The organism is Clostridium sp. NkU-1 (assembly GCA_001312405.1).
Genome location: BBDR01000005.1, coordinates 116880 through 140921, shown reverse-complemented (window position 1 = coordinate 140921; position 24042 = coordinate 116880). Strand labels below are relative to the sequence as shown.

The 24042-nt window shown below is 41.2% G+C and carries 18 protein-coding genes, 7 pseudogenes and 1 riboswitch; of the genes and pseudogenes, 16 read left to right on the top strand and 9 right to left on the bottom strand.

Annotation, left to right across the window (positions count from 1 at the left end; translation table 11 throughout):
* The first annotated feature begins 126 nt into the window (after positions 1-126).
* The 4 genes and pseudogenes from JCM10519_RS10235 to JCM10519_RS10220 all read left to right on the top strand — a co-directional run bounded on the left by JCM10519_RS10235 (position 127) and on the right by JCM10519_RS10220 (position 4408).
* Positions 127-1161: an ABC transporter substrate-binding protein gene (locus JCM10519_RS10235; RefSeq protein ID WP_054738992.1), complete on the top strand. Its 1035-nt coding sequence runs from the start codon at positions 127-129 to the stop codon at positions 1159-1161.
* Between the two features lie 2 nt (positions 1162-1163).
* A pseudogene (locus JCM10519_RS10230) lies at positions 1164-2280 on the top strand (iron ABC transporter permease).
* A 1-nt stretch (position 2281) separates the two neighbouring features.
* Complete coding sequence (locus JCM10519_RS10225; RefSeq protein ID WP_054738990.1) at positions 2282-3088, top strand: ATP-binding cassette domain-containing protein; 807 nt, start codon at positions 2282-2284, stop codon at positions 3086-3088.
* Positions 3073-4408: pseudogene (locus tag JCM10519_RS10220) on the top strand (MATE family efflux transporter). Before JCM10519_RS10225 ends, JCM10519_RS10220 begins: the two are co-directional and overlap by 16 nt.
* Positions 4409-4608: 200 nt before the next feature.
* Here JCM10519_RS10220 and JCM10519_RS10215 read toward each other — a convergent pair.
* Positions 4609-5112: a cupin domain-containing protein gene (locus JCM10519_RS10215; protein ID WP_054738987.1), complete on the bottom strand. Its 504-nt coding sequence runs from the start codon at positions 5110-5112 to the stop codon at positions 4609-4611.
* A 212-nt stretch (positions 5113-5324) separates the two neighbouring features.
* On the opposite strand from JCM10519_RS10215, the pseudogene JCM10519_RS10210 reads away from it, so the two are divergent.
* Positions 5325-5672: pseudogene (locus tag JCM10519_RS10210) on the top strand (ATP-binding cassette domain-containing protein); the annotation flags it as partial.
* A 99-nt stretch (positions 5673-5771) separates the two neighbouring features.
* Here JCM10519_RS10210 and JCM10519_RS10205 read toward each other — a convergent pair.
* Positions 5772-6566, bottom strand: coding sequence for an AraC family transcriptional regulator (locus JCM10519_RS10205; RefSeq protein WP_054738983.1), 795 nt, complete (start codon positions 6564-6566; stop codon positions 5772-5774).
* A gap of 130 nt (positions 6567-6696) precedes the next feature.
* On the opposite strand from JCM10519_RS10205, the gene JCM10519_RS10200 reads away from it, so the two are divergent.
* The gene (locus JCM10519_RS10200; protein ID WP_054739129.1) at positions 6697-7218 is read left to right on the top strand and encodes a nitroreductase family protein; all 522 of its coding nucleotides are present in this window, start codon (positions 6697-6699) and stop codon (positions 7216-7218) included.
* A 192-nt stretch (positions 7219-7410) separates the two neighbouring features.
* Here JCM10519_RS10200 and JCM10519_RS10195 read toward each other — a convergent pair.
* A pseudogene (locus tag JCM10519_RS10195) lies at positions 7411-7948 on the bottom strand (flavin reductase family protein).
* 104 nt (positions 7949-8052) lie between these two features.
* Between JCM10519_RS10195 and JCM10519_RS10190 the strand changes: the two are divergent.
* Positions 8053-8373, top strand: a complete 321-nt coding sequence (locus tag JCM10519_RS10190) for a winged helix-turn-helix transcriptional regulator (RefSeq protein WP_054738982.1) — start codon at positions 8053-8055, stop codon at positions 8371-8373.
* Between the two features lie 94 nt (positions 8374-8467).
* Here the strand turns inward: JCM10519_RS10190 and JCM10519_RS10185 are convergent, their stop codons facing one another.
* Positions 8468-8782: a DUF2087 domain-containing protein gene (locus JCM10519_RS10185; protein WP_054739128.1), complete on the bottom strand. Its 315-nt coding sequence runs from the start codon at positions 8780-8782 to the stop codon at positions 8468-8470.
* A gap of 333 nt (positions 8783-9115) precedes the next feature.
* Between JCM10519_RS10185 and JCM10519_RS10180 the strand changes: the two are divergent.
* A pseudogene (locus JCM10519_RS10180) lies at positions 9116-9606 on the top strand (MarR family transcriptional regulator).
* Positions 9607-9887: 281 nt separating this feature from the next.
* Positions 9888-10499 carry an MFS transporter gene (locus JCM10519_RS28620; RefSeq protein WP_347843775.1) on the top strand — a complete coding sequence of 204 codons (612 nt, stop codon included), beginning with the start codon at positions 9888-9890 and terminating at the stop codon, positions 10497-10499.
* A gap of 518 nt (positions 10500-11017) precedes the next feature.
* On the opposite strand, the gene ribE is transcribed toward JCM10519_RS28620, so the two are convergent.
* The 4 genes and pseudogenes from ribE to ribD all read right to left on the bottom strand — a co-directional run bounded on the left by ribE (position 11018) and on the right by ribD (position 14444).
* Entirely contained in the window at positions 11018-11488 is a 471-nt protein-coding gene (gene ribE / locus JCM10519_RS10170) for a 6,7-dimethyl-8-ribityllumazine synthase (protein ID WP_054738980.1), read from the bottom strand.
* A gap of 13 nt (positions 11489-11501) precedes the next feature.
* Positions 11502-12712: pseudogene (ribA, locus tag JCM10519_RS10165) on the bottom strand (GTP cyclohydrolase II).
* An 11-nt stretch (positions 12713-12723) separates the two neighbouring features.
* Entirely contained in the window at positions 12724-13362 is a 639-nt protein-coding gene (locus tag JCM10519_RS10160; protein ID WP_054738978.1) for a riboflavin synthase, read from the bottom strand.
* Complete coding sequence (gene ribD, locus JCM10519_RS10155; RefSeq protein ID WP_054738976.1) at positions 13344-14444, bottom strand: bifunctional diaminohydroxyphosphoribosylaminopyrimidine deaminase/5-amino-6-(5-phosphoribosylamino)uracil reductase RibD; 1101 nt, start codon at positions 14442-14444, stop codon at positions 13344-13346. The genes JCM10519_RS10160 and ribD overlap by 19 nt, the downstream gene beginning before the upstream one ends.
* 153 nt (positions 14445-14597) lie before the next feature.
* A riboswitch (FMN riboswitch) is annotated at positions 14598-14712 on the bottom strand.
* A 234-nt stretch (positions 14713-14946) separates the two neighbouring features.
* Here ribD and JCM10519_RS10150 point away from each other — a divergent pair.
* The 3 genes from JCM10519_RS10150 to JCM10519_RS10135 all read left to right on the top strand — a co-directional run bounded on the left by JCM10519_RS10150 (position 14947) and on the right by JCM10519_RS10135 (position 17224).
* Positions 14947-15183 carry a hypothetical protein gene (locus tag JCM10519_RS10150; protein ID WP_347843774.1) on the top strand — a complete coding sequence of 79 codons (237 nt, stop codon included), beginning with the start codon at positions 14947-14949 and terminating at the stop codon, positions 15181-15183.
* 247 nt (positions 15184-15430) lie between these two features.
* On the top strand, positions 15431-16462 hold the full coding sequence (locus JCM10519_RS10140; protein WP_347843773.1) for a GGDEF domain-containing protein: 1032 nt from the start codon (positions 15431-15433) through the stop codon (positions 16460-16462).
* 135 nt (positions 16463-16597) lie between these two features.
* The gene (locus tag JCM10519_RS10135) at positions 16598-17224 is read left to right on the top strand and encodes a glutamine amidotransferase (protein ID WP_054738968.1); all 627 of its coding nucleotides are present in this window, start codon (positions 16598-16600) and stop codon (positions 17222-17224) included.
* Positions 17225-17269: 45 nt separating this feature from the next.
* Here JCM10519_RS10135 and JCM10519_RS10130 read toward each other — a convergent pair.
* A pseudogene (locus JCM10519_RS10130) lies at positions 17270-18197 on the bottom strand (LysR family transcriptional regulator).
* A 687-nt stretch (positions 18198-18884) separates the two neighbouring features.
* Between JCM10519_RS10130 and JCM10519_RS10125 the strand changes: the two are divergent.
* The 4 genes from JCM10519_RS10125 to JCM10519_RS10105 all read left to right on the top strand — a co-directional run bounded on the left by JCM10519_RS10125 (position 18885) and on the right by JCM10519_RS10105 (position 24008).
* Positions 18885-20081: a hypothetical protein gene (locus JCM10519_RS10125; RefSeq protein ID WP_347843772.1), complete on the top strand. Its 1197-nt coding sequence runs from the start codon at positions 18885-18887 to the stop codon at positions 20079-20081.
* Between the two features lie 19 nt (positions 20082-20100).
* On the top strand, positions 20101-20790 hold the full coding sequence (locus tag JCM10519_RS10120) for a hypothetical protein (protein WP_054738963.1): 690 nt from the start codon (positions 20101-20103) through the stop codon (positions 20788-20790).
* A 310-nt stretch (positions 20791-21100) separates the two neighbouring features.
* Complete coding sequence (locus JCM10519_RS10110; protein ID WP_347843771.1) at positions 21101-21823, top strand: hypothetical protein; 723 nt, start codon at positions 21101-21103, stop codon at positions 21821-21823.
* Positions 21824-21881: 58 nt separating this feature from the next.
* Entirely contained in the window at positions 21882-24008 is a 2127-nt protein-coding gene (locus JCM10519_RS10105) for a glucoamylase family protein (protein ID WP_347843770.1), read from the top strand.
* Positions 24009-24042 lie beyond the last annotated feature (34 nt).

The following is a 24042-nucleotide window of genomic DNA, read 5'->3' as shown; positions in this document are numbered from 1 at the left end:
TTTTTAATATAGGCATTCTCTCAACATAAATCGGCATCGTAAGCAGTATAGTCCATGAGCACTTATGATGTACAATACACTGTGAGTTAGGAGAAACTAACTAATTATAATACAGGAGTGATCTATATGTTAAAAAAATCAACATCTATTTTATTGGCAATCATCTTTTGCTTTACCTCATTGAGTGCTTGCTCACAACCACCAACAAAAGAAAATGGGGCTTCAAACCAAGTAGCAGCCAGCCAGACCATTTCCCCGCAACAGACCAGTTATTATCCTTTAAAATTTACTGTTTATGATAATAAAGGAAAGGAAGTTCAGCAGACCATTTATGAGGAGCCAAAGAGAGTTGTCGTAATTGGGCAGGGCCTTGCAGAGCTGATGATTCATTTTGGAGAAAAAGAAAAGATTGCGGGACTGGCCTATTTAGACAAATCCTATTCCAAATATGAGGAGCAGGTAGGGCAGCTTCCACTTCTTACGGATGCATGGCCTTCTAAAGAGTCTGTTATCGCTTTAAAGCCGGATTTAATTGTTGCTATGTCTTCGGCATTCACCGATGAACGCCTTGGCGATATTTCCTTTTGGAATCAAAGAGGAATTCCTGTACTTCCAGGTATTAACTACACCATGGGACGTACAATTGACAGCTTTTTTGATGACATCAATAATTTGGGATCAGTACTAAATATTAAAGATAAAACAGATGCTTTTGTAGAGGATCAGAAAGCACGAATTAAAGTTATTCAGGACAAAGCTTCTCAGGCAACTGACAAACCAAGGGTATTGCTGTTTGCTGGCGGCCAGAATGATACTTATTATTATTATGGTCCTGGCCTCTGTGTCATTGATGAAATGGTGGAAGGCGCAGGCGGTGAGTACATAGAAGTATCAAAGGACACTTATGTGGAAATGTCAGCCGAATCTATTCTTTCCATTAATCCTGATAAAATGATTGTCACTGAGTTCCAAAAATCCGATAGCGATGCGGCAGAACATTTACTGCTTGGGAATTCAAGTTTAAAAAATGTTACCGCCATTAAAGAAGGGAATGTAATGGTGGTTGATTATACCAATGCAATTCGCGGAAGCCTTGATCTTGCGGATTTATATGAGGATGTTGCCGAGTTTGTTCATCCCGAACTGTTTAAGGAGGAATGAGCATGGTTTCAACACACAAAGAAGAACAAAAGAAAACCTCCCGAATTTTTAAAGGCAGCTTACAAAGTTGGCCTGCTTTCTCAATAATTCTTGTAATTTTACTCGCGGCTGTCGTTGTGTCAGTTGTAATTTCACTATCCATTGGACAGGTAAATATACCCTTTCAACAATCCTGTAAAATATTGATACATCAACTGACTGGGTATCAGATCCGTGATGCAGGTGAGCAGCTAAACGGTATGTATGTGGATATTATCTGGCAGATCCGTTTTCCAAGGGTTTTGCTGGCAATGATTACGGGGGCTGGGCTGGCACTTTGCGGAGTAGTCATGCAGGCTTCCGTACAAAACCCATTGGCAGACCCCTATATATTGGGAATTTCATCTGGAGGTGTCTTAGGAGCAACCTTCTCAATTATGCTTGGATTTGGGGCCGGAGGAGTACTGGGAGAATTGGGGGTTGCATCATGGGCATTCATTGGTGCTCTGATTGCGGCAGCACTTGTTCTGGCCCTTGCCAGTATTGGAGGAAAGACATCTTCTGTCAAGCTGGTTTTAGCGGGAACTGTAATTAATGCCATATGCAGTGCATCTTCAAATTTTATTGTTTATTTTGCTAAAAATTCAGAGGGTATCCGTTCCGTATCCTTTTGGACAATGGGAAGTCTGGCATCAGCAGAGTGGGACACTTTGCCTCCTGTGACTGCGGTGGTAATTATGGCAACAGCCTTTTTCCTGTCCCAATCAAGAGTGATGAACACGATGTTAATGGGAGAAGAAGCCGCAATCACCCTGGGTGTTAATTTAAATTTTTACAGACGGTTATACATGGTGATTTCTTCCGTGGTAACAGGTGTCTTAGTTTCCACTTGTGGGATTATTGGGTTTGTAGGCCTTATTATTCCACATATTGTTCGCGGTGTCGTGGGTGCGGATCATAAACGGCTGGTCCCTGCGGCGATTCTTACCGGATCCTTATTTATGATGTGGACAGATGTTTTTGCAAGGACAGTAATTCCAAATGGAGAACTGCCGATTGGCATCGTTACTTCACTTCTTGGTGCACCTGTGTTTATGTATATGCTGATTAAAAAAAGGCTACGGGTTTGGAGGGAGATAAATTGAATTTGAAAGCAGATCACATATCAGTCACCTTATCGGGGGCAGATATTGTAAAAGATATCAGCATTCAAGTGGATCATAAACAGTTTGTCGGCATCATTGGACCAAATGGATGCGGAAAATCCACTTTGCTGAAAAGTATTTATAAGGTTATCAAACCGCAAGAGGGGACTGTCCTTTTAGGGGATAAGGATGTTTTAAAATCATCTGCGCGTGCCATTTCAAAAGATATGGGTGTGGTAGGCCAATTTAATGAATTGGATTTCGATTTTACTGTCCATGAGATGGTAATGATGGGGAGAACGCCCCATAAACACTTAATGGACTCTGACAATATAGAGGATTATAAAATCGCAGCCGATGCGTTAGAACGAGTTAACTTGACGGAGTATGCGGACAGAAGCTATTTAACATTATCTGGCGGTGAAAAACAACGGGTAATATTGGCAAGAGCAATAGCTCAAAAGCCTGAATTCCTGATTCTTGATGAGCCGACCAACCATTTGGACATTAAATACCAGCTTCAGATTTTATCAGTTGTCAAATCATTAAATATCGGTGTTCTTGCAGCTCTGCATGATCTTTCCATGGCATCTGTTTACTGCGATTTTCTTTATGTAGTGAAAGACGGACGGATCATAGCTTCAGGAAATCCAAAAGCAGTGCTGACAAAGGAGCTTATAAGACAGGTTTATGAAATAGATTGTGAAATTTACTCTAATCCGGTTACCGGAGATTTAGCAATCGCATATCTGTCTCAAAATAACAGGCGTCAGGAGGGGAGAAAAAGATGGAACTTGATATGACCAAAGGAAATCCTTCAAGGATTATTATGAAATTTTTCATTCCATTGTTTATTGGAGACTTGCTTCAACAATTTTATGGGATTATTGATGCAATTGTAATAGGAAAGTTTGTAGGCACAGATGCATTTGCAGCAGTTGGTTCCTCGGGTGCTGTGATTGTGTTTATTACTTCTATTTTAATAGGACTTGCTATGGGGGCTTCGGCAATTTTCTCTCAGCTCTATGGTGGCAGGCAGTACGATGAACTGAAACAAACGATTTCTACTGCCTTAATATTTTTATTTTGTATCAGTGTATTGATTACAATTGTAACATCAGTCTTTTTACCGCAGATCATCAGCCTTTATCAAATGCCAAAGGAAACTGCCGCCTATGCTGCAGACTATTTAAAATATGTTTTTTATGGTTTTATTTTTGTTGGCATGTATAATGCATTTGCTTTTTTTATTACGGGCATTTGGAGACTCGAAAACACCGTTGTACTTTTTGATCATCTCATGCATATCAAATCTTATTTTAGACCTGCTCTTTATTGTGGTGCTGCACATGGGGACTGCCGGTGCAGCCATTGCCACGCTCCTTACACAAGCTTTTGCTGCGATAGGCTGCGGCATTTACACAATAAAACGAATGCAATTTCTGAATTTCCAGCGGAAAGACTTCCGGTTCAGCGCCTCTGTTTTTAATAAAATCGCTGCGTTTTCCGTATTAACAGCGCTGCAACAGTCAATTTCCAGCTTTGGAATGATGCTTATTCAAGGGTTAGTCAATACCTTTGGCTCAACAGTTATGGCTGCATTTGCAGCCTGCTCCAAAATCGACTCGGTTGCCAATGCTCCTTTGCAGGATCTGGGTAATTCTTTTTCTACTTATACTGCGCAGAATGAAGGTGCCGGAGAAACAAAAAGAATCCGGGAGGGATTTCGTACTACTTCAAGGATTATCATAATCCTGTCGGCGGTAATCAGCGTTTCCGCATTTATTTTCGCCCCCAATTTAATAACGCTCTTCGTAAATAAAGATGCAGCAGAGGTAATAGCTGTCGGTGTTGGTTATCTTAGAATTGTTTCCGTATTTTATGTATTGTTGGGCTTTATTGTTATGTTTTATGGTTTTTTCAGGGGTCTTGGAGCCATTAAAATATCAATCCTGCTGACCATAGTGTCACAGGGATTAAGAGTATTGCTGGCCTATTCATTTGCACCTGTTAAAGGATTTTCGGGTATTTGCTGGGCGATTGTAGTGGGATGGTTTTTATCAGACTTATTAGGATTTTACATGTATAAAAAAAGTTATGTCGCAAAAGGCGGCTTAGATTAATCAATAGTATTTTGTATGCATACCAAGCTTCACCAGCATCAAGCGGTATCGTTCAACCAACAGAATCTAAAAAGTTGAAAGCTGCAGCGTATTGTCGAATTAGAACATTAAGTCCTATTCAGAGGTGCAGCCTTGGTAAGCAAATGAAATTTTATACAAAGTGGCTTGAAACCAATAAATATGATTATCAAGACAGATGTTTACGAATTGGAAGTCAATTTTTGAATGATCTGCTGATGCTGAGGATATTTTTCCAACAAATCATTTCTTTTAAATAACTCAAAGTCTCTGAATTCAAATCCTGGCGATACCATGCAGCCAACTAATGCATAGCCTTTATTATTCATAGCGGAGCCAAATATATAATCTTTTGGCACCAATACTTGAGGTTTCTCTCCATTTTCAATATCGAGTCCAAGCTGTTCCGTAATAAATTCCCCTTTTGGGCTAATCATATAAATAGTCAGGGGAGAACCTGAATGATAGTACCACATTTCATCAGATTTTAATCTGTGGAAATTAGAAACTTCTCCGTCCCTAAGTAAAAAGTAGATACTTGTCCAAAGGATTCGGGAGCCTTCAAAGTCAACTTTTAAATCGTTTGAGGTTATAGTTTCTTCAGATGCATAAATTTCCTTATAAAATCCTCCTTCCGGATGAGGGGTCATGTCCAAGTTTTTAATAAAGTAATCTGCTGTATTCATTGTGATACTCCTTTCAATTTTTCCTTAATTTTATTATATCTTATTATTTGGATATGTAAATTTAATTCCACAAATTTCATATAATTTAAAGCATTTTTTTAACCGAATCAAGTAACGAAGCGGATTGAGAATATCCGCTTGACTTTCGCTGCACCAAAATTTAAAAGCTGCTTTATACTTTTTATGAAAAAAACATGGTATAATAAGGATAAATTGTTAATCTGATGACCCGCTTTTATGATGCAGACAGCGGTGAAATTATGATTGCCAAAGTTCCGGTCACCCATGTGAAACGGGACAGCTTGAGAAGATGCTTCTCTGTTGTGATCCAGGATACCAGCCTGTACAGCGGAACGATTATGGATAATATCCGTTACTCAAAGAATGACGCTATAAAGGAAGAGGTGATCAAAGGGGCGGAAATCGCCCATGCCGCCGACTTTATTGATAAACATCCGATAGGTTATGCGGCGAAGGTCTCTGCAGCCACCGACAATGTAAGCCAGGGCCAGAGACAACTTATATCCATTGCAAGGGCAGTTCTTTGTGACAGCCCGATTTTTACTTAGCTACCTTGTCCACAAGCTTTGTTTGAATGTATTCGCTGGGAGTCAGGGTCGTATATTTTTTAAAAAACAGTGGAGAAATAGCTGCTGGTATTAAAATTGAGCTTCATGGCCACCTCTGTTACGGGAATATTCTGAAGAAGCAGTAATTTTGAACATTTCACTTTTTTTCTTGTTGATGTAATTCCGTGGAGAGACGCCTACGATGCGCCTGAATTTCTGCTTAAACTGAGAGACGGACAGATTACAGATTCCGGCCAGGGTATGAAGAGATAATTCTTCTGTGACGTGTTCTTCGATGTACCGGACGGCTGCTTCAATATCATTGGTCAGATAATATCTTTCCTCTTTGGCGGCCGCGATCATCAATTGGAAGAAGATAATCAGATATCCGGCAATCAACAGGCGGTTCCCGTTGGATAAGGCCAGCTCAAAGGCTTTTTCAATCAGAGGACGTGTTTCCTTGATATCTGTTGATACGATATGCCTTTTTATGCTTTTTAAATCTTCAATCAGTTGTTTTGCAGTCTCTTCATTTAAAAATAACAGGTTTTTCGGATCGCTTATGTCGACCTGGAACCAGTACTGTTCATTGAGAGTAATGGGCGCTTCGTTTGTGCTGTGTACCTCGTCAGGAAAAGAGACAAAGATATTCCCTCCGGAAACTTCATATTCCGTTTCCTGCGTATAGAAGGAAATGGTTCCCTTGGATACAAAGGTAAATTCAAACGTATTTTCATGATAATGGGGTATATGAGGAAAGATTGCGTTGTGGATATTATGCGTGGCAAACAGCCGTATGCCCGGTAAGTCCAGTTCCTGTTTTGTCAGGACGATGCGGTCTTCTGAATGGAAATATTCATCATACCAGTTGAGTGGTGAATCCATGGTTATACCTCCCAGGTAATATAAAATTGTACAGTGTATAAATTAAATTGTAATATAAAATTGCAATTGTTACAATACCGATATGGAAGAATAGGGATGGAATGCAATGGAAATCAGAAAGGAGCAATTTATGTTATTTAATCTTTTAAAATCCAGAAGAAGCATTAGAAAGTTTCAAGCCAGAGAAGTTGAAAAAGAGAAGATCGATGTAATTCTTAAAAGTGCCCTGCTATCACCTTCATCAAGGTCCATAAGACCCTGGCAGTTCATTGCCGTCACCGATGGGGAACTGATCCGGCGGCTTTCTCTGTGCCGGGAACCTGCTTCTAAATTTCTAGCAGGTGCCCCTTTCGCAATTGTAGTAATAGCGGATAAAGATTTAAGTGATGTATGGGTTGAGGATGCATCCATAGCGGCGACCATGATTCAATTGGCGGCACAGGATTTAAGTCTTGGGTCGTGCTGGATTCAGGTAAGAGAAAGATTTCATACCGGGCAAGAGACTGCGGGGGAATATATTAGAGAAGTTCTGGAGATACCGGAGCAATATAGTGTTGAATGTATGATTGCCATTGGCTATCCTGCGGAGGAAAAAAAGCCATATGAAGAAGATAAGCTGCTATATCAAAAGCTCCATTACAACAAATTTTGAATTTAACCGAATCAAGTAAGTCCCCTACTTCAAATGTGAAAATAATTAAGTGGTGGTGGCGGGGACTTGCTTGTACCAGGTGGAGTGTCATCATCTTGCCGCAGGCTTAAAATACGGCAGGAGGTTTTATTTATGCCTAAAAGCTATATAACAACTGAACACATACAAAAGACAGCAAGCCTGGCATTTATTTTATTCGATAATATATGCACTTAGAATCTCTCCGTAATAAGCGGTATGATAATCTTTGTTTGCACCGTGGAATGAACTATCAACGTCCTGTGGGTAAAATGTGTTTCTGTTTTCTTCCGTAATTTCATGCTCATCTTGTTTTTGCTTGTATACAACCCTGCACTCAAGGGTTAAAGGAAGTTCCTTAATGGCAGGAACCGAGATATGACCGGGTGCTTCAAGTGTCAGGTTAAGTTCTTTGATTTTATCAATTGTATGGCCAGATTTTGTCCCGCAAATACCCAATATCTTCTTGTCAAAATCGCCATGTGGTATATTTATGGTGAATTCAGGATTTTTTTTCCAGCTGAAGTTTTGTAAAGCGATTTTCTCTGACGAAAACAGTAAATATAGGTTTCGACCATTCAATTCCCAGGGTACCCCAGGAGATTGTCATAGAATTCACTTTATCATCTGCTTTTGTGGTCAGCAAAACGCCTGTTTTCAGCGCTTTTATAATTTCATTCGCATAATCAAATACTTCAATTTCTCTTTTCATCGTGTTATCCTCCTTGTCATTTTATGTTTATTATATTATGATAGAATAATTATATTAACAAGTATGCACTTTTAGGATAGATACTATAAAAAAGGAGAGTTAGAATGGATCATGAAGAAGAAGTCTATTCCAAGCCATTTGAATATACATTGTCCCTGGTAGGCGGAAAGTGGAAAATGCATATTCTTTTCTGGCTATGGCATTGTAAAGTAATGAGGTATAGTGAGATAAAAAGAGCCCTTAAAAGCATCACCCATAAAATGCTCAGTAATCAATTAAAGGAGCTTGAAGCGGATGGGTTAATCATTCGGACAGAATATCCCCAGGTGCCGCCTAAGGTGGAATACCGGCTTACGGATAAAGGAAAGTCCCTTATGCCGGTGTTGGATGCGATGTGTAAATGGGGACATCAGTTTGTGGAATAGCAAGGTAAAGCTTTGCTCCTGTACTTAAAATAATGCCGTCATCTTTTATTATCTGTTAGTATGGCCAGGCAGTTATATTGACTATATTAGGCTCTCAGGGTTCGCTATCCCAGTTATAGGAGTCAATCGGATGAAAGGCAGTTGGTTTCCAATAACGAGAACCGTTTGGCTCACGGCATAATAACCCATTATTAATAAGTTCCCGCCTAAGTATGAAATAATCTCCGAACGTATGCCATTCTTCACAGATGGAGTTTACTTCTTTTTCAGTATAATCCCGGTCAGATGCAAACTTTTCAGCTAGATAGCAGAGTGTCGCAGCCCGGAAGGTTTTCTTTTGAGGTAATTGCGTTATTCTTCCATAATCATCAAGAAAATTATCTATTTTAATTTTACGATTCAAATTCATTTTCTCCTTTTCATACTTTTTCATTTTATATTATCAAAAAGTAATTACATCATCTTAAAATGGATGATATTATGTGCTTTATCGTTTTGCATGCTTTCTCCGCCGCGAAATGATTGTAGCTCTTGCCTGTGGTTTTTTCAATAAACGCTCCGTAGAGTACCCATCTATGATTGAGGAAGCCATTGACAGCAGGGGTGTCTTCAGTCCCTTAAATTCTCCCGAGAGAAGATTACTTTATTGGAAAATAAGCCTGCCTGTTTTAAACACAGGTTGAAATAGAAACAAACATTCAGTATAATATTATTAATGCACCAACGGGTGGGAGGACAGGCAGTGAATAAAGAAGAACAGGTTATAAAGGGTTTTTGGGATTTATTTAACAAGAAGATTTGGCTTGATGGGTTTAAGATGAAAGAAAGCCTTAAGGATTATAAGCCTTCTGAAATACATTGCATTGAATACATCGGAAAAAAATGAAGATTCCAATGTGACAAAGCTTGCAGAGTCTTTTTATATGACTAGAAGTGCCATAAGTAAAATAACTAAAAAAACTCATAGAAAAAGGTCTTATCCATAGCTACCAGAAGCCGGACAACAAGAAAGAAATCTATTTCAGGCTTACGGAACAAGGAAGCTCAATTTACAAAGTCCACGAGGAACTGCATAAAGAGTTCCAGGAGCGGGATAAAGCCGTATTTGATCAGGTAACTGAGAAGCAATTAGACAGTATGATTCGTTTTGCGGAAAAGTATAATAACCATTTGGATGCAGAAATAGAAAAGCTGGGTGTAGATATGAAGTCGGAATGTTATGATAAACTGTAGTTGTACCAGGCCCATTTAAAGCGCGTTATGGAATAGGAGATGATGACCAGGCGCAAGTGTACCAGAATGCTTAATCACAACTAAATAGCCTTGAATAATGAAAAAAACCACAGGCAGCCCAACTCCATAGAGAGCGGGCTGCATTTTTATTGCAATTATTTTGTTGACAAGGACACAAAAAAAGTGATAAAGTATGTTTCCTAGGACACAAAGATGTGTTTCGAAAGGAGAACAAAGGATTATGCAAAATAAAGCGATATTTTCAAAAGATTTTTTTACTTGTGGCAATAGGCCAGATTATTTCCTTATTCGGAAATCAGATTTTAAGGTATGCGCTTCCTCTCTACCTGTTAAACCAAACAGGCTCGTCCGTTTTATTTGGGACAATTCTGGCCTGCTCATTTATTCCTATGATTATCCTGTTTCCCATAGGAGGAATCATCGCTGATCGTGTTAATAAGAGAAACATCATGGTGATTCTGGATTTTGCCACAGCAATGCTTATTTTCCTGTTTTGTCTGCTGGTAGGGAAAATAGATGTTATACCGCTTATGACAATAACAATGATTATTCTGTATGGTATACAGGGGGCATATCAGCCAGCAGTAAAGGCCAGCGTACCTGTTCTGGTAGATGGAGAAAATATCATGCAGGCCAATTCCATTGTTGATTTAATAAGCTCACTGGCCGGTATGGTTGGGCCGGTAATTGGCGGTATATTATTTTCCATTGTTGGGTTAGCGCCGATTCTATATGTAAGTATTGGCTGTTTTTTCGTGGCTGCCGTAATGGAAATCTTTATCCATATTCCATTTGAAAAAAAGGCGGGCAAAAGGAAATATAATCATTACCGGCTTCAACGACTTAAAAGAAAGTTTTGGTTTTATGTTTAAGGAGCAGCCGATTTTGTGGAAGCTGTCATTGATTTTTGCTTCTATCAATCTTTTTTTGACCTCTCTGGTTTTAATAGGAGTTCCGGTTCTAATTACTCAGCATCTGGGATTTTCCCCTAATACTGCCAATCGGTTATACGGATTTGCGCAAGGTATCATCGCTGCCGGATGCATATTAGGAGGTTTGATCGCCGGAGTATTTTCGAAGAAACTAAAATCAAAGACGAGTCCATTTCTCTTAATGGGGTGTTCTCTGATGCTGGTATTGTCAACATTATTCCAAATACAAGTAATGACATATCTTCAGATATTAACGCCCAAAGAATTAACCGGGAAAGTCATTTCTTGTGTTATGTGTGTTTGTATGTGTACGAATCCTCTTGGACAGTTCCTTTATGGTATTGTGTTTGATAAGATAGGAAGCAGTACATACCTTCCTTTTTATATGGCTGCCTTAATAATGATAGGAATTAGTATCTGTACCCGACGCATGTTCTATGGAATGGATCAGCCTGGCCTTAACGAGCATCAATTTCACGGATGAGGTTGACCATTTCAATGGCCCCGACAGCGCAGTCAAAGCCTTTGTTGCCGGCCTTGGTGCCTGCACGTTCAATGGCCTGCTCGATGTTTTCTGTTGTCAGCACGCCAAACATAACTGGAATATCACTGCTAAGGGATATGCTTGCAATGCCTTTGGATACCTCATTGCACACATAATCGTAGTGGGTTGTGCTGCCGCGAATGACTGCGCCAAGGCAGATCACCGCATCGTATTTTCCGCTCTTTGCCATTTTAGAGGCAATCAGCGGAATTTCAAATGCTCCGGGAACCCATGCAGTGTCTATGCAGTCATCGCTGACCTCATGGCGCCTTAGTCCGTCCAGGGCGCCGCTTAACAGTTTGGCAGTTATAAATTCATTGAATCGTGCGGCAACAATGCCGATTTTCATATCCTTTGATACGAGTTTTCCTTCAAATGTTTTCATTGTAAGTTCTCCTTTAGAAATATATTAATAATTCAAAATATGGCCCATTTTTCTCTGCTTTGTTTTTTAAATAAAACAGATCATGTGCAGTAGCATCCATCTGAATGGGAATTCTCTCTGTAATCTCAATACCAAAACCAGAAAGCTGATAGACTTTGTCCGGGTTGTTCGTGAGCAGCTGCAATGTTTTTACCCCAAGGTCACGGAGAATCTGTGCACCGATAAAATACTCCCGCATATCCCCGTCAAAGCCAAGGGCGAGATTAGCCTCCAGAGTATCCATCCCTTTATCTTGAAGGGCATAGGCACGCAGCTTATTGATCAGGCCGATCCCGCGGCCTTCCTGACGCATGTATAGCAGGATCCGCGGCCTTCTTTCTCGATTTGTGTCATTGCTGCCGCAAACTGCTGTCCGCAATCACAGCGCTCTGAGCCGAAAGCGTCTCCGGTAAGGCACTCGGAATGAACCCGGCATAAAAGATTTTGACCATCACCGATCTCACCTTTTACCAACGCCACATGATGCTCCCCGTTTAGCTTGCTGATGTATCCATAAACCTTAAAATTACCGTATTTTGTAGGAAGATCTGTGCAGGTGACCTGTTCAACAAGCTTATCATTTCTTTTGCGGTATTCCTGTAAGTCTTTTATGGTGATTATCTTAAGCCCCCATTTATGCGCAAGTTCCATTAATTCCGGAGTGCGCATCATGGTTCCGTCCTCCCGCATGATCTCACAGCACAGGCCGCATTCCTTTAAGCCGGACAGCCGCATCAGATCCACAGTGCTTCTGTATGTCCGTTACGCTCCAGTACGCCGTTTTTTTCTTGCCAGCAAAGGGAACATATGACCGGGCCGGCGGAAATCCTCTGGCCTTGTTTTCTCCTCCACACATTTCATGGCAGTGAGGCTGCGTTCTGCCGCTGAAATTCCGGTGGTGGTATCCACATGATCAATGGATACAGTAAAGGCTGTTTCGTGGTTATCGCTGTTATCAGAAACCATCTGAGGGAGTTTCAGCTTTTTACAAAACTCTGCGCTCATTGGCATGCAAATGAGACCTTTGCCATGTATTGCCATAAAATTCACATTTTCCGTGGTGGCAAACTCAGCGGCACAAATAAAATCTCCTTCATTTTCCCGGTCTTTATCGTCTGTCACAAGAACAATTCTTCCTTGCCGCAGTTCATTCAGTGCTTCTTCAATGGTGTTGTATTGAAACATTTCGATTCCTCCTAAAAGCCGTATTTCTTAAGAAAGCCGGCTGTGATATTATTTTCAGGCTGCTGAATGCCCATCAGCCGTTCCACGTATTTGCCGATACAGTCGTTTTCAAGATTGACCGTATCACCAATGCGCCTGCCTGGCAAAATGGTCATTGATGCTGTATGGGGGATGACAGAAACGCTGAAGCTATCCCTTTTAACTTTTGCTACAGTAAGGCTGATTCCGTCAATAGCGACAGATCCTTTTTCTATGATGTACCGCAAAATATCAGGTGTGGTTTTAATGGTATACCAAACGGCATTGTCGTCTTTTTGAATGGCAGATACTGTTCCGGTGCCATCGATATGGCCTGAAACAATATGTCCCCCGAATCTTCCGTTTGCCGGCATTGCCCGCTCTAAATTGACAGGGCTTCCCGTTGATAAACTTCCAAGAGAGGAACGGTTAAAGGTCTCGTTCATAACATCGGCAGTAAATCCGCCTTGAGAAAAGGCTGCAACCGTGAGACAAACACCGTTTACTGCGATACTGTCCCCCAGGCGGACATCCTCCATGATTTTCTTTGCCTGAACAGAGAGAAATGAAGATTCTGGGCCTTTGCGGATGGTTTGAATTTTGCCGATTTCTTCTATGATTCCTGTGAACACCGGATCACCTCGCTTTCCAATAGAATATCCTCCTCAATCAATGAAATAGCCGGTTTTCCTAGATGAAACGCCTGATCAGGGCTATCTACGCCAAGGCCCATTACCGGGGTTTTTCCGCTGCCGCCAAATAGCTTAGGGGCAATGTAGGCCTGCACTTTGTGGACGATTCCGCTTTGCAGGGCAGACCAGTTTAAGGTGCCGCCGCCCTCCAGCAAAACGCTGTCAATTTTTCTTTCACCAAGAGCTGTCATAAGGCAGTTTAAATCGATATGCCCTTCTTTTTGAGGAAGTACTAAAATGTCACAGCCTGCTTCCAGATAAGGGCGGTGTTTGTCTTTGTCTGTAACTGCCGTAGCAAGGAGAGTAGAGGCAGTACCAGTGGCAGTAACAATCCTTGCACTTAAGGGCGTTTTAAGATGGGTATCACAGACAATACGGAGCGGGTTTCTGCTGTTTTCCAACCGGCAGGTCAGCAGCGGGTCGTCCGAAAGGACAGTGCCGACCCCTGCCATAATGGCAGAATAGCGGTGCCGGTCCTCATGAACGCGGTGCCGAGCCGCTACACCGGTGATCCATTGGGATTTGCCAGTGTGTGTCGCAATCTTCCCATCCAGAGTCATGGCGTATTTCATGATCACATAGGGTGTTTTGTTTTGGATGTAGTGAAAGAAACTTTGGTTCAGTGAATCACATTCCTCTTTTAAAACTCCTTTTGTCACCTCAATTCCAGAGGAACGTAACAGCTCAATGCCTTTTCCTGCCACCAACGGGTTTGGGTCACAAGAACCGATTACCACATGGCGGATCCCGCTTTCCAGGATCGCCTCAGTGCAGGGGGGTGTCTTGCCGGAATGGCAGCAAGGTTCCAAAGTCACATACATGGCTGCTCCCTCTGGCGATGTGTGACAGCTTGCAAGAGCGTTGCGTTCCGCATGGAGCTCCCCGTATTTCCGGTGATATCCCTGTCCGATAATCTTACCGTCTTTTACGATAACCGCTCCAACCATGGGATTTGGATTTGTCCAACCACAGCCTTTCTTTGCAAGCTGCAAAGCAAATCTCATATATTCTGTGTCAGTCATGCAGCACCTCCTAAAAACAAAATACCTTGAACAAAGTCGTTCAAGGCATTTAAGTTATCACAAGCATAGACAGGTATGTACTGCAATAAAAAAACTCCGGAACAAAAAAATAGTTCCAGAGCAAATTTACATATACAAAGAAATACTGTGATTTATCATCTTCTTTTATCCAGACTATACTGTCGGCTTCGGAATTGCACCGAATCATGCCTTGCGGCTCGTGGGCTTTACCACCGGTAGGGAATTTAACCCTGCCCTGAAGATATTATTCAATTACCTGTCATTATACTCCTTGTTTTGTATTTGTCAACTAAAAATATTCTGTTTACAATAAAAAGGATAATGGCTCCTTGAATGCTTTTGTTGCAATAGAATGTTGACACCAACCGTTATGTCTGCTTTAATTTTATTATAAACTAGTTGTTATTCAGGTAAAGTATGTACATTGTGCATAAATTTAGAGGAGCGGGTTATTTATTTAGGGAAATGAAGGGGTGGAGTGGTGAATATTCAATTAAAAAAAGGAACTGCAGAATATTTAGATTGTTGTAGGAAGGCAATGGAAAATATGGTTTTTAAAACCAGAGATAAAATATTCCTGGTGGATGGAGATTACAATCCGGGTGCAAAGATTTTTGATGAGAAATCAGGATATAAGTACATAGGAACCATTCCAGGTCGTTATCGTAAAGGGATTGATGAATATTTAATGATGAAGGTGTATGATGGGGGAGATTAGCTTAGGCAGAATTGTTAGGAACTAAGGCTTCAAGTCAGGTTTACTGAAAACGGTTAATTGCCTATAATTTCACCATGGAACTTCACCATGAAGTTGGGGAGTAATAAAATGAGTTTAGATTTTAACATAAAGACCCTTATATTCACAATTGTTATAGGGCATCTTTTTTCTGGAATATTAGGTATTGCCTATATGGTTCAACATAAAAAGGATTCTTCTTTATATATTTTTTTATTTGCAAGGCTCTTTGATACCTTTGCATGGGCCCTTCTTGGGTTACGGGGCATCATCAATTCATCTATTTCAATATCGATGGGTGATTCTTTTTTTAATTATTGCTCATACTACGCAGATTATTGCTTTCTTGATTATAAAAAAGCGCTATAACAAATTGATAAGACGGGCTTATTTTATTGCTGCCGCCATTTCCATTGTTATGATCCATCTAGCCTTGTTTCTGAATAATGTGGAGGGGGTGCGGGTCTCAATTATATCCATCACCATGATTATACTGTGGTACTTTCCAATTTATGTATTATTAACGGATAAGAATTCCTCTGTTTTACAGAAAACGGTTGCTTTTATTTATTTAACAGAATTCATTTTGCTTATTATAAGAGCTTTTGTGGGAATGAGTTTAAGAGAATCCATGTCTTTGATGTCCAATAATATATACAATGTTTTGTTTTTTATCTGCCTGTATCTGATCATGTTAATCGGGAATATTGGTTTTATCCTGATGGCAAAGGAAAAGTCGGATTTGGAATTAACTAAGGTTGCTACATATGACGAACTGACTGATATATTCAACCGCAGAGCATTCTTATTGCGGGCTAAAGAGAATCTTTCATTATTTAAAAGAAGAAAGGAGCCTATTTCATTCTTTCTTATTGATCTGGACAACTTTAAAAAGATAAATGATATCCATGGCCATTATGCAGGAGATATGGTACTTAAAGATTTTGCAGTGAATATAAAAAGTCAATTACGGGATTATGATCTGTTTGGCAGAATTGGCGGCGAAGAGTTTACGGTATTGCTTCCGGGAACTAATGAACAAGAGGCTTTAGAAGTTGCAGAAAGATTAAGAAGGATTGCAGAGAATGCTTCTGTTATCGTTGGCAGAGATCATGTTGTAAAATATACCATAAGCATAGGAATCATCACCGTTATTCCAGATGAAAACACTTCCATATATACACTGTATAAAATAAGTGATGATGCGTTGTATGCGGCAAAAAGGAATGGACGAAATCGGATAGAAGTAATTAAATTATGATGTTTGGATAATGAACAATAACTTCACTGACAGCAGTTGTCAGTGAAGTTGTTTTATTATAAAGATAACATCGTTTTTTCTCGCGGCTGATTATTTGATCAACGCTTGAAACATTAAAAAATGGAGGACATATGTATGAATAAAAACGTTGTATATCTTTATGTGTTTGACACAATGGCTGATTGGGAAATAGGTTATCTAACTGCGGAGCTGAACTCCGGAAGATATTATAAGAAAGGCTCAGCCCCAACTAAAATCGTTACGGTGGGAATTAAAAAGACTCCTGTTATTACAATGGGAGGCCTGAAAATATTACCGGATATGGAACTTGATGAATGCACCATGGAAAATGCAGATGCCTTGATTTTGCCTGGCGGAGATACATGGACAGAAACGGTTCATGATCCTATTTTGTCTATGGCAGAGCATTGCTTAAAGGAAGGTATTGTTGTGGCTGCTGTTTGCGGAGCTACAATAGGACTTGCCCGGAAAGGATTGCTGGATTCAAGCTGGCATACAAGCAATGACTTGGAATATCTTAAAATGATCTGCCCAGGCTATGGGGGAGAACAGTATTATAAGCAGGAATCTGCCGTAACTGACGGGAACCTGATAACTGCTTCCGGAATAGCTCCGTTAGAATTTTCCCAGCAAGTCCTTAAAGCTTTGGATGTGTTTTCTGCAAAGACATTAGATGCCTGGTATAATCTTTACAGGACACATAAATCCGAGTATTTTTATGAGTTAATGTGCGAAAGATGAATATCAGTATAAAATAAAAGTATGCCAAGCTATAGTTACAGGCTATCACTCATTTTTAAGATCAACCCCATATTCGGCTACAACTATTTTCAATTCCTCAAGGTACATTGCCGCCTGCCGTGTCAACTGAATATCCTTATGGGAGATCCAGCCAACCTCAATCGAATCGTTAACGCGGAGAGGTACTGCCGTGATATCATCACCGTTTAAGTCTGCGCTCACAATTCCTGTGGAAATTGTATAGCCGTTAAGCCCGATCATAAGGTTAAATATGGTGGCTCTGTCACCGACGTGAATATCTTTTTTTGCGTATTCCGTGCTGAGTATTTCCTCTGAGAAATAGAAGGAGTTGTAGTCCCCCTGTTCAAAGGACAAGCGGGGGTAATCGGCCAGATCTTTAAGTGTCACATATTTTTTTCCTGGCAAGGGGATTGGAGGTACTTATAAAAACATGAGGAACAGCGGTGAAGAGCGGATGAAATGTCAGATTGTTTTCCCGCAGCAGCTTTTCTAACACCTGGCGGTTAAAAGTGTTCATGTAGAGTATGCCGAGTTCGCTGCGCAGGTTTTTAACATCCTGCACAATCTCAAAAGTCCTTGCTTCCCGTAATGTGTACTCATATTCTTCGGCATCGGTTTTTTTTACCATATTAACAAACGCATTCACAGCAAAGGCATAGTGCTGGGTAGATATGGAGCACAGCTGCCGCGATGGTTTCTTGTTCAGCCATCGTTGTTCTAAGAGACTCGCTTGTTCAACCACCTGGCGGGCATAGCCCAAAAACTCCGCACCGTCAGTGGTCAGAGATATGCCTTTCGGGGTCCGGGTGACAAGTTCGTGTCCAATTTCCGTTTCCAAGTCGCGAAGAGCGTTTGAAAGGCTTGGCTGGGCAATGAATAATCGTTCGGCGGCTTTGGTGATGGAGCCGCAGTTTGCAGCTTCGATGAAATATTTTAACTGTTGTAATGTCATCTCATTTTCCTCTCTTACACAACCGGCTGTATCAACGCTCAAAAATATTCTGCGCTGGAACAGTTCTCTTTTCTCACAGGTCAAAAGGATAATCATCGTCCGGCTCATGCTGGCCTTATCAATAATTTCCCAACTGTAATTTGCCAATGACTGTAGTGAACTTATTGTACTGAAAAATGCTGAAAGAATCAAGGGACAATCCTGGTGGGCAGATCATGTGCAAGAAAACAATTGACTTATTTGCCGGGATTGTAATATCCATTTTTGGGGTGGTTTTTATGGGTAGATATTTAGTTCAGGAAAAATTTACCAGTTAAGAACAGGAAATTCATATAAATTTTATAAATCTGACAGGAAATTAATAAAAAGACAGAAAAAGTGCTACAATATAATATTGCGCTATTTTTTTATAGAAAAACAGACAAACTATCTGTAAAAAGATATGGTTATGTCGGAAGGATTTCTTAAATAAGGAGGAGCTTCAATTGCAGAGCTTGTTGGAAAAAAACTAATTTTTATATAAATTCACCTTTTCTTCTGAATATCTTATTGATCCTGGCTGTATTGATCTGTTTTGTACTATCCTTACTGTATTACCGGCGTTATCATTTTAGTAAGAAAGTGCATTTCCCGGCCTGTTTCCAGGGAGAAGAAAATAAACTGGATCCAAGTGAGTGGGAGAAGCAGATGCTTGATCTGGCAGAAAGCCATAGCCAGGTCAAACTGGTGGGACATAGCTTTGTCCTTAATGATTATAATCAGGCCGCCTATAAAAAGCTGAATAAAATAAGAGACAGCATCTCTTCTGTGTCCACCGATATCATTTCCCTGATTCCGGCAGCACGATGGCTCTTTGACAATTTCCAGATGCTGTACCGGGAAATTAAAAAGGTCCGTACCTCGGGAACCAGCTATGCCGTATTGCCGGTCCTGGAGTCAAAAGAATACCGGAACTTTCCACGAATTTATGTTGTGGCAAAAAAAATGGTGGCTCTTTCCGGCGGCCACTTAAGTGAAGAAAATATTTCTGTGATGCTGAATGCTTATCAGCAGAAAATCCCGCTTACGGATAAGGAGATCTGGGTTTTGCCGGAGGTGCTGGGCTTTTGCATTCTTGAAGAAATCATTGTGATCGCGGATGAAATACTTCATATGATTGATGTGAAATCAAAGGCAGAAAGCTTTCTCCGGGATAAGCTGGCAGATAAGAAGGGACCGTCCGCTATATCAGCCTTGCTTTGCAAAACAGAGGATAACTTAAGGCAGAACTACTCCTTCCATGCCCATGTAATATACCTGTTAAGAAACATGTCTTTTGATGAGGCTTCCATTCAAAAATACCTGGAACATCATTTTTCTTCCATGGAAAGGCAGGTGAAGACCTCCGGCATATTTATGGAGGAAGGAAAGATTGAATCATTTCTTGAGACAAATATCAGGACTTTGATTGTCAGCCTGAGAGATATCAATGAAGTTGATGAAGAAAAGTTCTTTGAGGAATATTCATGTCTGGAGCAGATTTTATCACAGGATCCGGATGGGGTATATCCAAAGATGGATCTGGAATCCAGGGGCATGTACCGTGGGGTCATTGTTAAATTATCCCACCGTTATCGTCTGCCGGAGGAAAAGATCGCTCAGGACTGTCTGGAGCTGGCAGTTCAGGGAAGGGCTGACCTTCATTGCTCTCATCATGTGGGAGCCTGGCTTTTGGGTAAGGGTTACCCGGTTTTAAAAGCAAAGGCGTTAGGAAAGCCGGTCCCTCAAAAAAATAAAGAAACGGATGAATGTAAATGGCTTCCTTTATTTCTTTACCCTGTTCCTTATTATTCCGGCACTTTGTGCCTGCCTGCTCTATGCTTTCCGGACCCTTGGCGGACTTAATAATATCAGCCGGCAAGTAATGATCCTTCTGGCAGCAATGCCGCTCTTAATGGGTATTTCCATAGAGATTACAAATTTTATATTTACCAGAAGAATTAAGGTCAGGAAGATTCCTTCCCTGAACTATTTAGAGGAAATACGGCCGGAAGCAAGAACCTTTGTGGTCATGCCGGTTATCGTCTCCTCAAAGGAACAGGGCCTGGGATACATGGACCGTCTTCAAAAGCATTATCTGGCAAACCGGCAGTCCAACCTTTTTTTTGCATTGCTCCTTGATTTTGAGGATTCTAAAGACCAGTTCATGGCAAAGGACCAGGTAATTGAAAGCGCCCTTGTTGCCCGTATGAAGGAACTGAATGAGCTCTATCCGTCGGAGCACCAGCGTTTTTCTCTGTTCTTCCGCTGCCGCAAATGGAATAAAGCGGAGAACTGTTATATGGGCTGGGAGCGTAAAAGAGGAAAGCTGGAAGAGTTTAATAACCTTTTAAATGGAGCGGGAAAGGAGGATACCACCTTTTCCTCCATTTACTGCGATGAAAAGCTTCTTACCACCTTCCAGTATGTGATTACACTGGATGCGGATACAAATCTGCTTCGTGACAATGCCGCAAAGCTGGTGGGACTGATCGATCATCCCTTAAACAAACCGATTCTGGATTCTGCAGGTCAAAAGGTAGAAGAGGGCTATGTCATTATTCAGCCTCCGTAAGAAATCATATTGTGGATAAGAACGGCAGCAGGTTTACGAAAATCTTCGGAGGGGAATCAGGCCTTGCTCATTATGGGACTGTAATATCAGATATTTACCAGGATATTTTTAACAAAGGAATCTATACCGGGAAGGGCATTTATGATAGGAAAGCCTTCCACAAGGTGCTGCAGAACAAGGTGCCGGAAAACAGGATTCTCAGTCATGACCTTTTTGAAAGCTGCTATGCACGGACGGCTTTTTCCAGTACAGTCAAGATTATGGACAATTTTCCGACCAGTGTTTTATCCTTTACCAAAAGGGAACACCGATGGCTGCGCGGGGACTGGCAGCTTTTACCCTGGCTGTTTTTAAAAAAAAGACCCAGGACGGGAAAAACTTATGTGCGCTGTCAAAATGGAAAATCTTTGACAACTTAAGAAGAAGCATGGTTCCTTTAAGTAAGACACTGTTTGTATTGCTAAATCTGGCGTGGATGCCAAAGGCATATTATCTTTGGTTACCCATTGTTTTCTTTAATGATATATTTACCCTGGTGATCCTGTTGCTTGCAGTGATTACCCAGAAGCTGATCCGGCCAAAGCTTGCCCTTGTTTATAAATGCTTCTTTCGGGAGCTTGCTGCGATGCTTTATAGGGCTTTCCTGGAGTTTACAATCACTCCCTACCGTGCCTATGTGGCATGTGATGCAATGATCAGGACTTTGTATCGGATCTTTATCAGCAAGAAAAACCTACTAAGGTGGAATACGGCGGAAGCAGTGGACGCCTCCATTGTCAATACCAGAAAAGGGTATTTTCTTACGATGTGGAGTTCTCTTCTTCCGGCGGCTGCCCTTTTAATAATTTTATTTATGGGATATTTAAACCCGGCAGGAATGGTTTTGACGGCAGCCGTAATTGCCGACTGGTGCTTTGCCTACCAAATCGCTTACCAGATCAGCCAGCCGGAAAAGAAGCATCAGCTGAGTAATAAAGCCCAGGACAAAGAACTGCTTCTGGATACTGCACGCAGAACCTGGCAGTTTTTTTAAGGAGCTTTCCACTAAGAAAAACAACTGGCTCTGTCCGGATAATTACCAGATCGGGGTGGTGGAAAAAATCAGCGATAAAACATCGCCGACCAATATGGGACTTCAGTTTCTGGCAATCCTGTCAGCCAGGGATTTTGGATTTGAGACTTTAAGCTCTACGGTTGAGGCTGTGGAAAACCTGATGGAAACGGTTCAGAAAATGCAGAAGTTTAATGGGCATCTCTATAACTGGTATCACATAAAGACCCTGGAGGTATTAAATCCTGCTTATATATCAACCGTTGACAGCGGCAATTTCCTGGGACATCTGGTTGCTTTGAAAAACGGCCTTTTAGAGCAGATGGACAGGCCGGTTTATCCGGACAACTTTCTGTCCGAACTTAAGATAGCGGTTGAAAACAGCAATGAAGAAATTCAAATGAGAACAGGAATTCCTGCCAGAAATGAACTTAAGTCCAGGTATCAAAGGATAGGGGAAATGATCGATGATATTGCGGTAATCCGGGAAGACTTAAATGAGAGGGACCTTACACCGCTTAAAGATTACCCCTGGACCAGACAGCTGAAGAATCTCATTGACAGTACGATAAGGGAAACCGAGGCATTAAAACTGAAGGAAGAGGCATTTTCTTCCCATCCTTCCCTTCGCAGCATTGGGGTGGGGGACAATAAATTTGCGGATAGCATGATGGAACGGATCGGAGCGGTCAGTAATAAGATAGACAGCATTTTAACAAATGTTGATTTCCGTTTTTTATTTAACGAAAAGAGAATGCTGTTTCATATTGGATATCATGTTTCATCCCACACCCTGGATGAGGGCTGCTATGACCTGATGGCATCAGAATCGGCACTTACAAGCCTTCTTGCCATAGCCATGGGGGAGGTGCCGTTAAAGCACTGGCATAAACTGGGAAGACCGCTGACCATTGTGGGAGGAATTCCCTGCTTTGTGTCCTGGAGCGGTACGATGTTTGAATATCTGATGCCAAATCTTGTATTCAAGGAATACGAAGACTCCGTCTACGCCCAGACCGCCAGGGCAGCAGTGCTCCAGCATATGAAGTATGCAAAGGAATCGGAGATACCCTGGGGAATATCGGAATCCCAGTATTACCGGTTTGACTTAAACTCAAATTACCAGTACAAAGCCTTTGGTGTTCCAAAGATAAGACTCCAGCCGGTCCGTAAAAACTCCCTGGTGGTTGCTCCCTATGCAACGATGCTGGCACTGGATATTGCAGAAGAGGAATGCCTTGATAATTTAAAACGGCTGAAGGAATTAGGTGCTTACGGCATTTACGGTTTCTATGAGTCCGTTGATTTTAATGTACCGAATTCTGTGGAGCTGACCCCTTATTGCATTGTGAAATCCTATATGGCCCATCATCAGGGGATGAATCTGGCTGCAATTAATAATTACCTGAATGAGGGGATTCTTCGGGAGAGGTTCCACGGGGAGATGATGATAAAAGCCACAGAAGTACTGCTGGAGGAAAAACGCCAGTCCTATTTGATTTCCATTGCCAAGCAGGGATATACAATAAAGATCGGAAAGCCGCTTTTTAAAGAAGATAGTTACAGTAACCGGTATGTTAATCATACCGGCGTCAATTCACCGGTTGTGAATTATTTGTCAAATGGAAATTATTCCCTGATGATAACCACCGATGGGGATGGCTTCAGCAAATATGAGGACCGGATGCTTTACCGTTTCCGGTCGGATATTTATGCGAATACAGGTAATTATATCTATATCAAAGACATGAAAAAGGGAAAGGTCTGGAGTGCCGCCTACCATCCGACCAAAAAGCCGCCGGAGGATTACCAGGTGGTTTTCAGTCCTCACCAGGCGGAATTTAAACGAAGAGATGGGAATATTTCTTCACACATGATCGTCAGTTTGAATGCGGACTATAACTATGAGATACGCAAGATCACTTTTACCAATCATGGAAATGAGGAAAAGCAGCTGGAAGTGACCAGCTATTTAGAGGTGGTGGATGATACCCATCTGGCAGAGTTAAGCCATCCGGCATTTAATAAGCTCTTTCTGGAAAGTGAGTACCTGGAAGAGCAGGATATCTTCCTTGCGAAAAGGCGGCGTAAGAAGGAAGATGATAATCCTTATGTGATGCACATGGTAAGGACAGGTACAAAGCTATGCAAAAAAATTAGAATATGAAAATGACAGAAAACGTTTTATCGGAAGAAACAAT

Excerpts from the sequence above, each read along its gene's own strand:
- ribD (WP_054738976.1), bottom strand. The coding sequence starts at position 14,444 with ATGACTGACACAGAATATATGAGATTTGCTTTGCAGCTTGCAAAGAAA.
- JCM10519_RS10120 (WP_054738963.1), top strand. The coding sequence starts at position 20,101 with ATGATCCTTCTGGCAGCAATGCCGCTCTTAATGGGTATTTCCATAGAG.
- JCM10519_RS10215 (WP_054738987.1), bottom strand. The coding sequence starts at position 5,112 with ATGAATACAGCAGATTACTTTATTAAAAACTTGGACATGACCCCTCAT.
- JCM10519_RS10110 (WP_347843771.1), top strand. The coding sequence starts at position 21,101 with ATGGCTGCGCGGGGACTGGCAGCTTTTACCCTGGCTGTTTTTAAAAAA.
- ribE (WP_054738980.1), bottom strand. The coding sequence starts at position 11,488 with ATGAAAACATTTGAAGGAAAACTCGTATCAAAGGATATGAAAATCGGC.
- JCM10519_RS10190 (WP_054738982.1), top strand. The coding sequence starts at position 8,053 with ATGGATCATGAAGAAGAAGTCTATTCCAAGCCATTTGAATATACATTG.
- JCM10519_RS10200 (WP_054739129.1), top strand. The coding sequence starts at position 6,697 with ATGTTATTTAATCTTTTAAAATCCAGAAGAAGCATTAGAAAGTTTCAA.
- JCM10519_RS10235 (WP_054738992.1), top strand. The coding sequence starts at position 127 with ATGTTAAAAAAATCAACATCTATTTTATTGGCAATCATCTTTTGCTTT.
- JCM10519_RS10135 (WP_054738968.1), top strand. The coding sequence starts at position 16,598 with ATGAATAAAAACGTTGTATATCTTTATGTGTTTGACACAATGGCTGAT.
- JCM10519_RS10205 (WP_054738983.1), bottom strand. The coding sequence starts at position 6,566 with ATGGATTCACCACTCAACTGGTATGATGAATATTTCCATTCAGAAGAC.
- JCM10519_RS10125 (WP_347843772.1), top strand. The coding sequence starts at position 18,885 with ATGCTTGATCTGGCAGAAAGCCATAGCCAGGTCAAACTGGTGGGACAT.
- JCM10519_RS10185 (WP_054739128.1), bottom strand. The coding sequence starts at position 8,782 with ATGAATTTGAATCGTAAAATTAAAATAGATAATTTTCTTGATGATTAT.